Source organism: Micromonospora sp. NPDC051296 (assembly GCF_040682255.1).
Classification (GTDB): Bacteria; Actinomycetota; Actinomycetes; order Mycobacteriales; family Micromonosporaceae; genus Micromonospora; species Micromonospora craterilacus.
In genome coordinates this window covers 1-14,289 of record NZ_JBFBAO010000038.1, presented here as the reverse complement: position 1 = coordinate 14,289, position 14,289 = coordinate 1, and the positions used below count along the sequence as shown (strand labels likewise).

Annotated in this window: 12 protein-coding genes; 3 read left to right on the top strand and 9 right to left on the bottom strand. The window is 69.7% G+C overall.

Going from position 1 to position 14,289, the window contains the following annotated elements; translation table 11 throughout:
- Positions 1-220 precede the first annotated feature (220 nt).
- Positions 221-769: a DUF1062 domain-containing protein gene (locus tag AB0M52_RS06815; RefSeq protein ID WP_363949887.1), complete on the top strand. Its 549-nt coding sequence runs from the start codon at positions 221-223 to the stop codon at positions 767-769.
- A gap of 114 nt (positions 770-883) precedes the next feature.
- On the opposite strand, the gene AB0M52_RS06810 is transcribed toward AB0M52_RS06815, so the two are convergent.
- The 6 genes from AB0M52_RS06810 to AB0M52_RS06785 all read right to left on the bottom strand — a co-directional run bounded on the left by AB0M52_RS06810 (position 884) and on the right by AB0M52_RS06785 (position 5,583).
- The gene (locus AB0M52_RS06810; RefSeq protein ID WP_363949884.1) at positions 884-1,546 is read right to left on the bottom strand and encodes a hypothetical protein; all 663 of its coding nucleotides are present in this window, start codon (positions 1,544-1,546) and stop codon (positions 884-886) included.
- Positions 1,543-2,805 carry a hypothetical protein gene (locus AB0M52_RS06805; protein WP_363949881.1) on the bottom strand — a complete coding sequence of 421 codons (1,263 nt, stop codon included), beginning with the start codon at positions 2,803-2,805 and terminating at the stop codon, positions 1,543-1,545. The genes AB0M52_RS06810 and AB0M52_RS06805 overlap by 4 nt, the downstream gene beginning before the upstream one ends.
- Positions 2,802-3,557 (bottom strand): ABC transporter ATP-binding protein, encoded by a 756-nt coding sequence (locus AB0M52_RS06800; RefSeq protein WP_363949878.1) that lies wholly within the window; start codon positions 3,555-3,557, stop codon positions 2,802-2,804. Before AB0M52_RS06800 ends, AB0M52_RS06805 begins: the two co-directional genes overlap by 4 nt.
- Entirely contained in the window at positions 3,554-4,336 is a 783-nt protein-coding gene (locus AB0M52_RS06795) for a zf-HC2 domain-containing protein (protein ID WP_363949875.1), read from the bottom strand. The genes AB0M52_RS06800 and AB0M52_RS06795 overlap by 4 nt, the downstream gene beginning before the upstream one ends.
- Complete coding sequence (locus tag AB0M52_RS06790; protein ID WP_363949872.1) at positions 4,333-4,869, bottom strand: RNA polymerase sigma factor; 537 nt, start codon at positions 4,867-4,869, stop codon at positions 4,333-4,335. Before AB0M52_RS06790 ends, AB0M52_RS06795 begins: the two co-directional genes overlap by 4 nt.
- Positions 4,870-5,004: 135 nt before the next feature.
- Positions 5,005-5,583 carry a carboxymuconolactone decarboxylase family protein gene (locus AB0M52_RS06785; RefSeq protein ID WP_363949869.1) on the bottom strand — a complete coding sequence of 193 codons (579 nt, stop codon included), beginning with the start codon at positions 5,581-5,583 and terminating at the stop codon, positions 5,005-5,007.
- Between the two features lie 399 nt (positions 5,584-5,982).
- Here AB0M52_RS06785 and AB0M52_RS06780 point away from each other — a divergent pair, with 399 nt between their 5' ends.
- Positions 5,983-6,186, top strand: coding sequence for a hypothetical protein (locus AB0M52_RS06780; protein WP_363949866.1), 204 nt, complete (start codon positions 5,983-5,985; stop codon positions 6,184-6,186).
- Positions 6,187-6,283: 97 nt separating this feature from the next.
- Positions 6,284-7,006 (top strand): hypothetical protein, encoded by a 723-nt coding sequence (locus AB0M52_RS06775; protein WP_363949863.1) that lies wholly within the window; start codon positions 6,284-6,286, stop codon positions 7,004-7,006.
- Between the two features lie 185 nt (positions 7,007-7,191).
- On the opposite strand, the gene AB0M52_RS06770 is transcribed toward AB0M52_RS06775, so the two are convergent.
- From AB0M52_RS06770 to AB0M52_RS06760, 3 genes are all read right to left on the bottom strand, one after another.
- Positions 7,192-11,271 (bottom strand): ThuA domain-containing protein, encoded by a 4,080-nt coding sequence (locus tag AB0M52_RS06770; RefSeq protein ID WP_363949860.1) that lies wholly within the window; start codon positions 11,269-11,271, stop codon positions 7,192-7,194.
- Positions 11,272-11,350: 79 nt separating this feature from the next.
- The gene (locus tag AB0M52_RS06765) at positions 11,351-12,580 is read right to left on the bottom strand and encodes a multicopper oxidase domain-containing protein (protein WP_363949857.1); all 1,230 of its coding nucleotides are present in this window, start codon (positions 12,578-12,580) and stop codon (positions 11,351-11,353) included.
- Between the two features lie 73 nt (positions 12,581-12,653).
- Positions 12,654-14,289 (bottom strand): family 16 glycoside hydrolase (locus tag AB0M52_RS06760; protein ID WP_363949855.1); only part of this gene is annotated, 1,636 nt, incomplete at its 5' end.

Sequence of the window (14,289 nt, the reverse complement as noted above, 5' to 3'; positions counted from 1 at the left end):
AAGCCCATGATCCGCCGGAGGGAACTGGCGGTGAGGCACTCGAAAACCAGTGGTGCGGCGCCGACGTGCGCCTTTACCGTGCTGCCGAATCAAGTCGTCTAGTCAAGGACGTGCCGTTGTACACCCTGTGAGACCTCCCGAGCGCTGATTTGTCGCGCGTCGCGCACCTGCGCCGCGCTCCTTCTTGCTGCGGACTTCTCACTGAAACCGGTGTACTTCTGTGCTCAAAAACTGGGTGGTCGTACCCACCTGCCTGCCGCTCGTTCGCCGCCGTTGCCACGCGTGCGCGTCCGAGCGCTTCCGGCCAAGCGGTAAATTTCGCGTCAACGCAAACCACAAGCTTATCGACGCCTGGCTCCTCGCGCTCTGTACCGCTTGCGGGGAAACGGCAAAGCTCACGGTCCTGGAACGGATGAATGTGCGCTCCGTACCACCCGAGCTCCTGGACCGGCTGCATGACAACGACCCTGGCCTGACAGCTGAGCTGCTCCAGGATCCGGTCGTGCAGCGCCGCAACCGCATCGCCCTCGACTGGGACAACTCCTGGCGCCTCGACACCGGCGGATCGGATCACCTGGACCGCGAGGTGATCGACGTCTCGGTCCGCTTTGCGGCGCGGATCCCGGTCCGGCCGGTGCGACTGATCGCTGAAGGCTGCCGTCTTTCGCGAGCCGAGGTCGAGCGACTGATCGCGGAGGGGAAACTCGTTTCGGCAGCCCGGCTGAGCGGCAAGCTCGCCGGCGACTTCACCTTCACGCTCAAGCGCTGAGCACCCCTCGGGACCACGGGCCTGTCCGGCATGATCGGCCGGACAGGTCACCCTGGCGTTGCGTCGCTGACCGGGCCCGGGCACCCGGCGGCCGGGGCCGTGCTGAAGCGTCGTTCATGGCGTCCCTGTTGCAGCGCATGGTCGACGTCGTCGGCGGTACCGGCGAACCGTGCCCGGCGGGCTGGCCCCGAGGTGCACGTATCCGGCGGCACCGACGACGAACAGCACGACGGCGACGAGCCAGGACGCGGTGGCGGTGGAGGGCTGGACCGGCCAGGCCCACATCGCCACCGCGATGCCGGCTTGCCGGGGAGCGGCAGCGTAGACGGCGCACACGTAGCCGAAGGCTGGCAGCCATGCCAGTCGCGCACCGAGCAGCACTGCGGCGCCGGTGACCAGGCCGGCGCAGCCGAGGGTGTTGCGGACCAGCGGGTAGGCACCGAACGTGTGTGGGGAGTGCAGTCCGGTCAGGCTGAGCGCCGCGGCGATGGCGAGGACGGCGAGGAGTACGTGGCCTGCCCGCCAGGCTCGCCAGGGTAGCGGTGTGCTGCGTTCGAGGTCCGGATCGGCGCCGGCGAGGGTGGGGCCGAGCAGGAGCACGGCAAGCAGTGGTGCGAGTGCGACTACCGGGACGCGGGCGGCGGGTCCGTCGAAGTAGGGGCGACTGGCGAGCCAGCTTCCAGCCAACCAGGCCAGCGCCGTGATGGTGGTGAGGCCGGTCGTGAACGCCGGCGCACCCCGGGCGGTCAGGTGCAGCGCGAGGAAACGGCCGTTCACTCTGGTTGGCCGAGCTGAATGAGGGCCGGTAGGTCGCAGCGTGCCGCCGCCTGCAGGTAGGCGGCGAACCAGGCGCGTTGGCGCTCAAGGGGCAGCGCGCGGAGCCAATCGATGGGTACGTCGACCCTCGGCGGTTCGTCGAGCAACCACGCGATCGCCAGTGCCATGGTGTGGTAAACCTGCGGGCCCACCGTGCGGATCACCGAGCTGGCGAGACATCCGGGGAACGTCACATGGTGGAAGTTCGCGCGTAGGTACTCGGGTTCGGCCAGGCCACCCAAGGCAGTGGACTGGTAGTCGAGAGCGAGCCCAACCGTGTCGTCGGCCGGGTGCCCTGTCCGCCCGGCGGCCTCGTCCACCGCCCGCTGAGGCGCGCCGGGGATGCCGTCGAGGCGCGCCAGGATCGGCTGCACGACCCGAGCCACGTCGTCGAGCAGGAAGGCGTTGATCCTGGACAGGCAGACCTGCGGGCCGGTGCTCGTACACACCAACTCGACCGCGCCGGGGTCGGCCGGCAGGCGATGGGCGGTCGGCCCGGTGATGATCGGTATCACGACGGCGACCGCGAGTCCGCCGGCCAGCATGGCGGCGAGACGCCGCCGTGCCGCGGCAGCGAGCAGAAGGGCCGTGAGCGCCAGCAACCATGCGGCCTGCAACGCGGTGACTCGGCCGGGAACGACGCTGTACGGGGGCCAACCACTGTAGACCGGGGAGAGCCACGCGCCGGCCTTCGTGTCCCAGTACGTGCCGATCGCCAGCGCCAGGTATGCGGACAGACCGGCGATCGGCGCCGCCACCCGCAGCGGCACCAGCCGCCCGACGAGCACACCGAGAGCGGTGGCGGCCCCCAGCGCGATGACACCGACGACCAGGGTCCGCCACCAGCCGCCCCCGGCATAGGTGGCGACCCGGGCGACCAGCACCGCTGCCCCGCTGAAGGCGACCAGCACGCCGGCGGTGCCGGCCAGTGCCACGGCCAGCCACGCCACCACCAGCGGTTGCCAGCCCGGCCGCGGCGTGGAAGAGATCAGCTCGTCGATGTCGCGCCGCCGCTCCCGGCCGGCCTGCCAGGCTCCCGCTGCGATCATCAGCGCGCACAGGATCAGCATCGACACCCGGAGGTAGTTGGCGAGCCCGGCCCACCGGCCGCCCCAGTCGTCGGGGTGCACGGCCAGCATCCACACCCCGGCGCCGAACATGGCCAGGGCGGCGAAAGGTGCCGTACCCCGGCGTAGCTCCACCCACAGCACGCGCCTCACTGTGCAGCCGCCCGAGCGTTACGCAGCACCGCGGTGTATCCGCGCTCGATCGGGGAGTCGCCGCTGTCGCCGTCTCCGCCGGCGGCGATCAGCTCATCGGGCAGGCCGGTGAAGACGAGCCGGCCGGCGTCGACCAGGGTGACCCGGGTGCATGCCGCGACCACGTCCTCGACCAGGTGGGTGCTGACCAGGACGACGGCGTCCAGCCCCACCTCCCGAAGGAGGGCGCGGAACTCCACCCGCTGTTCCGGGTCCAGGCCAGCGGTCGGCTCGTCCAACAGCAGCAGCCGAGGGTCATTCACGATGGCCTGGGCGATGCCGGCCCGGCGCAGCATCCCGCCGGACAGGTGCTTCATCCGGTCATCGGCCCGGTCGAGCAGCCCGACCCGCTCGATCGCCCGGTCCACCGCGAGCGGAATTTCCGCTGCCGGCATCTCCTTCAGCCAGGCGAAGTACTCGACGAATTCCCGCACCGTGAAGCGGGGATAGAAGCCGAAGGACTGGGGGAGGTAGCCCAGGCGGCGGCGTGCCTGGCGCAGTCCCGACTGGTCGGAGATCCGTTGCCCGAGCAACCGGACGTCTCCCCGATCGGGCCGCAGCACCGTGGCCAGGACCCGCATCAGCGTCGTCTTACCGGCACCGTTCGGTCCGAGCAGTCCGTGCACCCCCACACCCAGGTCAAGATCCAGGTTGTCGAGAACGGTCCGCCTGCCGTAGTTGATCCGCAGTCCGTGAACGCTCACCGTCGTCATGCCGCTCGTCTCCCCAACTGGTCCCGCCGGACGTATACCAGGAGCGCGGCCAGCGCGGTGACAGCCAGCCATGCCGGGCCGCTCGACGCCACGACCGCCCAGCCGCCGGTGGGCGCGAGGACCGTCACGGCCCACCCCCCGAGCACCATCGCAGCGGCCTGTCCGGGCTCGACGATTGATCCGAGCGCCAGCGTCAGCGTGGTGAGTGCGACACAGAGCAGCGGCCACATGGCCGGCGTACCGATGCCGGTGACCACCCCGGCGAGCAGCGCGACCGGCGCGGTCACCGCGAGTACCGCGAGCGTGCGCCACAGGACGATCCGCAGCCCACCGTGTGGTGTACCGGCCACCAGTTCGTGCAACGGATCGGTCCACGGCCCGTACGACACGGCGGTACCGAGCACCGGCAGCGCCGGTGCGACGAGCAGCAGCAACCACGGCGGAATCGCCATCGGACTGACCAACAGTCCCAGGGTGACCAGCCCGGTGACGGCCACCGCCACGAACCACGCGCCCCGCGCGGCCGGCCCGGCTGCCACCAGCACTCTGATGCGCCGCCAACGGGTTGCCCGCCGTATCCGCCCCGGCGCGGGCAGCGGCCCTCGAAGCGTCACCGCCACCGTCTCGACCGACCGCATCGCAGCCTCATCGAGAGTGATCCTGGCCCGGCATGCGCCGCACCGGTCGAGGTGCGCCTCCACCGACCAGGCATCGGCGTCGGCGAGGCGGTCCTCGATGTAGGCCGCGAGCACGCGGGCATCCACGTGAAAGCCCGTCACGACAACGCCTCTCTCAGCTCACGACGGGCCCGCATCGCCCGGGTCTTCACCGTGCCCTCCGGCACGCCCAGCAACACCGCCGCCTCGCGCACCGTCAACCCGTCCAGCACCGTCGCCTGCAACACCGCCCGCAGTTCGGGCGACAGTCGGCGCAGTGCCCGCTGCAGATCCGCGTCGTACGCCCCGACCAGCGCCTCCTCCTCGGCCGACGGCGACCAGGCCAGAACCGTCTCGTCAGGTGCTCCCACGCTCTGCGGGCGGGCCAGCGCCCGGCGCCGCGCGTCGATCAACCGGCGCGCGGCGACCGCCCACAGCCAGCCCACCACGGCCCCGTCCCCGCGATAACCGGCCGCAGCCCGCCACACCGTCAGGAATGTCTCCTGCAACAGCTCCCGCGCCAACTCCGGATCACGGCATCGCCGACGCAGCCGCAGCACCAGCCACGGCGCGTGCCGCGCATACAACACGTCGAACGCGCGCCGATCGCCCTCACCGACGAGGCGTAGTAGCGCCCCATCGTCCACGTCCATCACGCAAGGTTAGGACGCACCACTCGCAGAAACGGTTCTCTCGACGACGTCGGGTGCTGAACGCTTGGCCTCACTCGTCGACGGCGTCGGGGATGCGCGGGGGCAACTCAGGTTTCCTACCAGCACCCGCGTCTGTGCTCAGGCAGCCGGCTCGCCGGCCGGCGGGACACCGACCGCCGATCCGTAGCCGCGCTCGACGAGCCGACGAGCGGACTCGGCGTAGGCGTCCCGACCCTCGGGTGCGAAGGTGCCGAGCCCGTCGACGTACCGGTTGTACATGCAGAACGCGGCGGCGATCAGGACTGTGTCGTGGATTTCCACGTCGGTGGCGCCCTCCGCGCGGGCGTCGGCGATCAGCTCGGTGGTGACGTCGCGGCCACTGACCTGGACCGCGCCGGCGATGCGCAGCAGCGCCCGAAGTTTTGCCGAGATCGGGGCGGTATCGAGGTCTGCGCGCACCTGGTCGACGAGGGCATAACCCTCGTCGAGCCGCGTTGCAGCGACCGCGGAGTGCGACGCGCAGCAGAAGTCGCACTCGTTGCGTCCGGACACGTACGCGGCGATCAGTTCCCGCTCGCCGGCCGGGAGCGAGTGAGGGGCGCGCAGCAGCACTTCGGCCAGTTCGTTGAGCGGCTTCGCCGTTTCCGGGCGGTACCGCATCAGGCCGGTGATGCCGGGAAACTGCTTCTCGTCGACCCCGAGATCGATGTGCGTCATGGTTGAGATGCCCTTTCAGCAGCGAGATGCGGCCCGACCGGACGGCGCCGCCACCGAGGACGGCTGCCGCGCGGGGCGGCGTGAGTGACGCCGCACAGCCACGATCCCATTTCGTCTGCCGGTCGCGCTTCCTCAATCGTTGCTCTTTGCCAGTGAGGGACTGTACAAACTGTCGACTGTCGATCAAGTGAGACGTCAGGGCTCCCGCGGCGTCCGCCGCCAGCTCCCCAGCAACTTCCGGCGGGGCGAAGGTTGCCCGGCCTGTTCCCGCAGGTCCGCCGCGAGGGCCGGCCACGCTACAGTCCGCCCAATGTTTGATTGACATCAATAAATCGGGGGTAGTGGCCACATGCGCAATGCGAGGGCGAGTGGTACAACAGCCTGAAGGTCTACGCGGAGGTGATCAAGACGACGAAGCTGGTGGCCGGCCGGAACAACATCCCCTTCGCCTGGAACGACCAGGAGGACGGGCGGCTCAAGCGGATCATCGACGCCGCGTGCACGGCCCAGCGCGGCACTCAGGGCACGGCCGGCTGCGACGACGACATCAAGGTATACGTCCCCGGCGGTCTGAACGTGACCGGTTCATCGTGCTGCCGGTGAAGCCGTGGGTCGCGGCGAACGGGCCGAGCTTCGGGTTCACCGTCAGCCAGGGCGGGGCCAGCCTGTGCATGACCCCCGAACCGCCGGGAGTTCCGTGATGCTCGACGACATGCGCGTACTGCGTGACGCGGTCGCGGAGTACCGCGTGGCGGCCACGGCCGCGGGCATCACCTGGCCCGAGCGCGCCGAACCGCCTGGCGGACAGCCGCCCGGCCTGGTCTACCGGCTCTTCGACGTGGACCACGTCGCCGAGCAACTGACCTGGATCGAGTCCCAGGGATGGCACCTCCAACGGCTCCTGCCGAACGGCGGATGGGTCATGCCGTGGCCGACCGACGGGGGCGAGGCACTCGAGAACCTGTCGTTCTCGATCGGTACGCCTTTCCCCTGGCGGCATCAGCTGCCGCTGTTCCACTTCGATGTCCTCCTCTACACCTTCGTACTCGCCGGCGAGCACGAAGGCGAGATCTGGCGTTACGAGATCGCCCCCGACGCCCGGGACCCGGTTCGTGCCGCCACCAGCCTGGCCGCTCTCTTCACCGAATGGACGAAGGGCATCGCCGCCGACGTGGTCGTCTACAACGACCTCAACGGGTGGCTTCAGGTCGGCGATGGCGCCCGCAGAGACATCGATATGCTCCTGGAACGCGTCCCAGACCTCGACCCCCTGGCCTTTCCGGTGTCCATGCCGGAGCAGCCGCTACTCAGGGCGCGACAGCGCGAATGCGGCGTCGACATGACCTGCATCGACCGGGGCTTCGACTGCCATGAGGAGTTGCTCGACGCCATCGCCGCTACCCGCGCATCCCTCGGCACCTGATCCGGCGCCGACCACCCGCGAGACCACAACCGAGATCGCTCACACCGGACGATCTCAGCCCGCCGCTCCGAGCGCACTGCACGGCCAGTGCGCGCGGAGCGACCACGCGACGCTGCCGCCTTCTGGTTCCGCGCCCCGGTGTCGTGCCGGATACGGGCGTCGGGCCCGTATCCGGCACCAGTACCTCAGAGTTGGCGCACCCTGATGTTGCGGAACTCGATCACGTCGTTGTTGCCGTGGTTCTGCAAGCCCACGAAGCCGCTCAGGAACTGCCGCAGGTCGGTGGGCGGGTCGCCCTGGCGGGACGACTGTTTGCCCGGTGTGTTGTCGAACTCGCTGATCACCACACCGTTACGGGTGATGGTGTAGTGCTGGCCGATCACGCGGACCTCGTAGTCGTTCCACTGGTTCTTCGGGGTCGCCCCGGCCTTGTCCAGGGTGTTCGGCGCGAAGTTGTAGACCGAGCCGGTCTTCTGCGTCTCGCCGGTCGTGCCGTCGTAGATCTGGATCTCGTGGCCGCAGTAGATCGCGACCCAGGCCTGGGAACTGCGGGCCGAGCCCACCGTGCCGCAACTGCCCGGCGGACGCTGGTCCAGCGGGGTCCTCGGGTCCGGGAACCGTACGAAGATGCCGCTGTTGGCCCGGACGTTGTCCGGGGAGATGTCGCGGAACTGCACCCTGATCGAGTAGTTGGCGAGTTGCCGATCCGCGTACCACAGCATGCCGAGGCCGCCGGAGCTGCGGATCGAGCCGTCGGGACGCAGTGCGAACGACCCGCCGGGTGCCTGGCGCCAGCCGGCGAGCGACTTCGCCGAACCGTCGAAGATCGGCTGGTAGCCGTTGGTGGCGCCGATCGGGGACTGCCTACCGGCCGTGCGCAACGCCCGCGCCTCGCGGTTGTCGATGACGTGTGCCGCGGTCAGTTCGTCGAGCACGGCGTCGAGGTGGGTGACGAACGACGCCCGGTTCGGCCAGGTGGTCTCGTCGTCGATCAGGTCGTTGATCGTGCAGCCGCCGCCGGTCTGCCGGTTGGTCACCCCGGTGTCGGTGTCCAGCATCCAGACCGTCGGGCGGGCGTCGGCGGCACCGCAGCCGGCGTTCACGTCGACCTTCTCGGTGACTACCTCACCGTCGGCGTACGTCACCTTCACCGTTGCCTGGAAGGTGCCGTACCGCTTGTAGGTGTGCGTCGGGTGGGGTGCGTTCGACCGCCTGCTGCTGCCGTCGCCGAAATCCCACTCCCAGGCCACGCCGCCGACCTTCGCGGCGGAGAACCCGATGGTCCGAGGCTGGCTGGGCGCGACCGACTGCGCCGTGGCCAGGCCCGGGTTCGGGGTGGCCGGGCCACCCTGGTAGGTGACGCGGATCAGCTTCTGGTTCGAGTGCAGGCTGAAGAAGCCACTGGCGTAGTCGAGCAGGTAGAGCGCGCCGTCGGGCCCGAACTTCGCGTCCATCCAGGACTGGAGCTGGGTGGTGCCGTTGCCGCCCGGGATGATGCTGCGCAGGTCCTCGGCGAAGGCTGGTGCCCCGGCCTGTCTGACCGTGCCCGGGTCGACGGTGACGGCGATCCGGTTGTTGGCGTTGGACTGGTCGCCGATGAACCACTTGTTGTCCCAGTACGCCGGCCAGGCGACGCCGCTGTCGACGTCGACCTTCGAGCGCTGGTACGTCGGACCGTCCATGATGGCCTGGCCGCCGCCGCTCAGGTAGGGCTGGGTGAGGGTGATGTCCGCGGCCTTGTAGGTCGGCAGGCCACTGCCGTCGGTGCGCTTCGGGAAGACCGGGCCACCGCCCTGCGGCGAGTACCAGATCATGTTGTCCCGCACCGGCGGAAGGTTGACCAGACCGGTGTTATGCGGCGACTCGTTCTTCGGGTTGTCGCAGTCGTACCAGCCGGTCAGCACGGTGGCGTCGGTGTTGCCACGGTCCCGGTACGGCTGCCGGTCGCCCATGCAGTACGGCCAGCCGTGGTTGCCCGCCGAGGTGATGACCGTCGCCGTCTCGTACTTCGCCGGACCGAGTTCCGGGTCCGGCGCGCCGGCGTCCGGGCCGACCCACGCGGCGGTGAGCCAGTCGTTCACCGGGTCCCACGCGAGGCGGGCGATGTTGCGGACGCCCATCACGTAGATCTCCGGACGGGTCTTGCCGCCGCCCTGCTCCTGACCGGTGAACAGGTTGCCGTCCGGGATCGTGTAGGTCCCGTCCGGCTCGGGGTGGATGCGCAGGATCTTGCCGTTCAGGTCGTTGGTGTTGCCGGAGGTACGGCGGGCGTCCTGGAACGAGATGCCCGCGTACTCCTGGGTCCAGTTGTTCGCGGAGTAGCCGTTCGACCCGCCGGAGGAGGTGCTGTCCCCGCTACCGATGTAGAGGTTGCCGGACTCGTCGAAGGTCATGCCGCCGCCGGCGTGGCAGCAGCTGTGGATCTGGGTGTCCCAGTTCAGCAGGTCCTTGCGAGTCTCCTGGTCGACCGTCTGCTGCGCGTGGTCGTAGGTGAAGCGGGAAACCGTACGCTGGCCGACCCGACGTTCCCGGTCGATCGACTCGTGCGGCATCCAGAACACGTAGAACCAGCCGTTCTCCGTGAAGTTCGGGTCGAGGGTGATGCCGACCAGGCCCTCCTCGTTCTTCACCAACTCGCTGCCGCTGCCCCGGTTGCCCATCACCTTGAGTGTGGTCAGCACCTTGACCTGCTTGGTCTTCGGATCCCACTGGTGGATGGTGCCGCAGCCCAGACCCACGTTCGGGTCGGTCCAGTTCGCGACCGGCCCGCTCGGGCAGGAGGCCTTGCCGATGTAGAAGACCTTGCCGTCTTCGGCGATGGTCAGGCCGTGCGGCTCACCGATCTGGTCGAGCTGACCGGACTGGTTGGCGGCGGTCAGCCGCTCGATCCGGTAGTTCGACGCGATGGTCGCCTGGCAGTCGCCGCGGACCAACCCGGCCGTCCACTGGAGCGCGCCGAGCACATGGCTGCGGAACCGCGTGTCGGTGGTGTAGCTGGCCTCGGTACGCCCCATCCCGGTGTAGAACGACCGGCCGCCGTCGTAGTCCCGGCACCAGGAGATCGGGTGGAAGGCACCGTTGCCGGCCAGCCCGGCGTCGTAGGTGTTCTCCTTGACCTGGGCGATGGTGTGTACCCGGCCCACCGGGCTCGGGTCCCAGTTCATCCACTGGTCGGACCGGGTCCAGTTCAACGGCAGGCCCTTGTTCGCCGGGTGCTGCCGGTCGACCACGTCGACCACGGCCTCCTGCACCTGGCTCTCCGGCGCCGGTCCTGCGTCCGGGCCGATCAGCCACAGCTCGGCGAGCTGGATCAGCGGCTCACCGCTGTTCGCGGTGATGTTCAGCCGGTAGTACTGGTACGCCTGGGTGTTGGTGAACGTGTACTGCTTGGTCTGGAAGCGCTGAGAGAAGGTCTGCCCGGTCCGGGTGTCCAGGTCCGTCCAGGTGTTGCCGTCGGCCGATCCCTGGAGGGTCCAGTCCTTCGGGTCGCGGCCCTGGAAGTCGTTCGCCGACGTCAGCGCGTACTGCGCCACCGCTTTCGGCTCGGCGAGCTTGGCGACCACCCAGCCGGTCGGGGTACGGGTCAGCCACTTGGTCCTGGTGGACCCGTCGATCAGGTTCGCGGCGATCTCGTTCGGTGGGTTGTTCCCGCTGGCCGTGATGCTCTCGATCTTCTCCGCGTTCGGCAGGCTCGCCGCCGGACGGGTCCCGATCAGCTCGGTGAACCACTCGGAGCCGGGCTGCGCGCGGGCGGCGTCGTGGATGCCGACGAACCCGCCGCCGCCCTTGACGTACGCCTGGAACGCCGCCTCCTGGGCGTCGTTGAGCGTCACCCCGTTGGCCGACAGGAACACGACGCTGCGGTAGCGGTCCAGGTTGTCCGGGGTGAACACCGCCGGGTCGGCGGAGACGTGCACGTTGAAGCCGTTCTCGTTGCCCAGCTGCCGGATCATGGTGACGGCCCGGGCAACGGGATCCTCCTGCGACGCCGCCGGCCCGTGGAAGACCAGCACGTTCACCGCTTGGCCGCCCCAGGCCGGTGCGATCGCGCCGACGTCCGGGTCCGGCGCCGCAGCGACCGGCGCGCTCAGCAGGCCGAGCGTGAGCAGGGCGCCCGAAACCAGGGCGACCGTGCGGCGGAACGGTCCGGCGGCGCGACGCCACGACCGGGGGACCGGGTCGAGTGCGGGGGGCGAGAGGTCAACGGGGTCGGGACCGTGTCGCCCGACCGATCGGGACAGCCGGAAATGGCGTCGGTGAGCCATTTCTCCTCCTCCACAGGGGGTACGAAGAGTGCTTGAGGCGCTGGCAGGATGCTCGGTTGGTGGTGCGGAGTGCCGCGGGTCATCGGTGGTTCGTGTGCGCGCCGGCCGGCGCCGCGGCGCCCTGTGCCGGCACTGCCGGGTGGTGGCCGCCGGCGTGCGGCGGCATCTGCCCGTTCTCGTCGAGCACGTGCAACGTCGTCGACATGCCCAGGTCGGAGTGGAACTGCATGTGGCAGTGCAGCATCCAGTGCCCCGGTCCCACGGAGTCGCCTGCGACGAACTGCACGCCGAAGCTGTCACCCGGGCCGAGGGTCTTGTTGTCGATGACCGGTATCGAGTCGGCGAGTGCCTTGTTGCCGCCCTCGACCATGCCGGTCCGGGTGTCCGCCCAGGAGTGACCGTGCACGTGGAACGTGTGCATGTCGTCCCCGATGCCGATCACGATGAACTCGACCCGTTCGCCGATCTTGGCGACCAGGCAGGTCGGGCCGGGTTGCGGGTTGACCGGGTCGCAGGTGTCCGCCTCCGCGCTGCGCCGCAGGTTGATGGTCTGCCGGTCGCCGAAGGCCGTCACGTAGGTCCGGTGGGGCCTCAGGTCTCCCTGCCGGCGCACGACGAGACCGCCGAAGAGCCCGGAGCGCAGACCCTGGGTGCCGTGCGGCCCGCCGACCACGTGGTCGTGGTACCACCAATAGCCGGCGGTGCCCTGCGAGGTCGCGGTGCGCGGCTTGGCGAACCAGATGTACGTCCGCGACCCGCCCGGCGGCACGAAGGAGTTGCTGTGCACGGTGCCGTCGGACATCTGGGTGTACTTGACCCCGTGCACATGCAGCGAGACGCCGACCGGATGTGCCGCGTCGGTGCGCAACTGCTCCAGGGTCGCGGCCGGCACCTGGTTGTGCAAGGTGATCGCCAGGCACTCTCCTTCGATCATCTCCATCGTCGGCCCGGGGTAGGAGGCCGTCTGCGGGGTGAGGCCGTAGCCGAGCCGGATCTGGTTGGTCACCGGGTCCCTGGGCAGCTCGACCGCGTAGAGCTGGAGTCGGCGGTCCGGCGTGACACAGCCCGCCGGACGTTCCGCCGACGCTGCCGCGGCCTCGACCGCCCGCTCGGCCGGCGGCGAGGTGGTGCCGCCGGCCACGGCCAGTCTGCCCGCGCCGACGAGCGTGATCAGCATGATGACGGCCACCGTCACGGCCCGGCCGGCGGTGGTGTCGAGCAGCCGGACGCGCCACGCCGGCTGGGGGTCCGGCCGGTCGGTGGGCGGCGACAGTACGACCTCACCGATGTCTTTGGTGTCCTTGTCCAACGTTCCTGTCCAATCGCTCGGCTAGCACCGATGGCGCTGGTGGGCGGGGATCAGTCGGTGTGCGGTGGCGGCGTCAGGGGGTCAGTGGGGCGATCCGGACGTTGCGGAAGGTGACGATGTCGCCGGCGCCGTGGTTCTGAAGGCCGATGTAGCCGGTCGCGTTCTGCCGTCCGACGCCGCCGGGATCGTCGGCGCGGGGCGGGGTGAAGACCGCGCCGGGGACGTTCACGTACTCGTTGATCAGCTCACCGTTGCGGAACAACGAGTAGTGCTGGCCGACGACGCGGATCTCGTAGTCGTTCCAGGTGCCCTTGGGGGTGACCTGCGCGCCGTCGAGGTCGACCCGGTCGAAGCCGTACACCGACCCGCTCTTGTACTGGTCGCCGTCGGTCCGGTCGTAGATCTGCAACTCGTGGCCGTACTTGATGGCCACCCACTCGGGGCGGGACTCCTGCGGGTGCTGGTGCACCTGCGGGAAGCGGACGAAGACTCCGCTGTTGGCGCGCCCGTCACCCGGGGCGTCGTCACGCCACTGGAGCTTCAAAGAGAAGTCGCCGTAGCTGCGGACAGGGAACCAGAGCATGCCGAGGCCGTCGACGGCCCGACTGGTGATCGACCCGTCGGCGTTGCGCCGGAAGCCACCGGCGCCGACCTGCTCCCACAGCCTGAACGAGGCGGCGGTGCGGTCGAGCAGCGGCTGGTAGCCCTGCGTCGTCTCGGACCTGCCGACACCGGAGTCCCGGGCCGTGCGAATCAGGGTGTTCTGCTCGTTGAGTCGGATCTGGCCGCGGTGGTGCAGATGCTCGGCGACCGCCCGGACGTGGGCCACGAACTCGGCGTGGTCGGACCAGGCCCGCTCGTCCTCGATCAGGTCGTTGATCGAGCAGCGACCCTCGACCACCCGGTTGGCCACACCGCTGTTCAACGTGCCGATCCAGACCGTCGGCCGGGTGTCGGTCACCCGGCAGTTCGGCGCCGGCGGTCCGCTCGCCACCACCGTGAAGGTGGCCGACGCGGTCCCCGAGACGTTGCCGGCCCGGTCCGTGGCCCGGTAGCTGATCGTGTGAGCTCCGGGGGTGTTGACGGTCAGCGGGCCGGTGTAGACGACGTAGCCTCGCCCGTCGAGGGCGTACTCGACGCGCAGGACGCCGGACCCGGTGTCGGTGGCGGTGAGCACGATGGTGGCGCTGCCGACGTACGCCCAACTGCCGTCCTGCTGTCCGATGATCGCGGCGGTCACGGTGGGGGCGGTGTTGTCGGGGTCAGGTGGGGCGGTCACGGTGAACGAGACCGAGCCGGGCGTGGAGGTGTTGCCGGCGACATCGGTGGCCCGGTACGAGACGGTGTGCTGACCGGGCTGGTTGACCGTCACCGGGGCGGTGTATTCCGCGTACGGCTGCCCGCCGACGGAGTACTCGATCCGCTGCACCCCCGACTCGGTGTCGGTGGCGGAGATGGTCACGGTGGCCGCGCCGACGTACGCCCCGGTGCCGTCCCGGTTGCCGGCAACGGTGGCGGTCGCGGTCGGCGGCGTGGTGTCCGGGTCCGACGCCTCGACCACCCGGAACGTGACGGACTGTGGGGTCGAGGTGTTGCCGGCCTTGTCGGTGGCCCGGTAGCTGACGGTGTGCTGGCCGGGCTCGTTGACGGTCACCGGAGCGGTGTACGTCGTGTAGGTCTGCCCGTCGACGGAGTACTCGATCCGGTCC

Bases quoted from the DNA above. Each gene is read 5' to 3' on its own strand.
- AB0M52_RS06800 (WP_363949878.1), bottom strand. From the start codon at position 3,557: ATGACGACGGTGAGCGTTCACGGACTGCGGATCAACTACGGCAGGCGG.
- AB0M52_RS06770 (WP_363949860.1), bottom strand. From the start codon at position 11,271: ATGGCTCACCGACGCCATTTCCGGCTGTCCCGATCGGTCGGGCGACAC.
- AB0M52_RS06775 (WP_363949863.1), top strand. From the start codon at position 6,284: ATGCTCGACGACATGCGCGTACTGCGTGACGCGGTCGCGGAGTACCGC.
- AB0M52_RS06785 (WP_363949869.1), bottom strand. From the start codon at position 5,583: ATGACGCACATCGATCTCGGGGTCGACGAGAAGCAGTTTCCCGGCATC.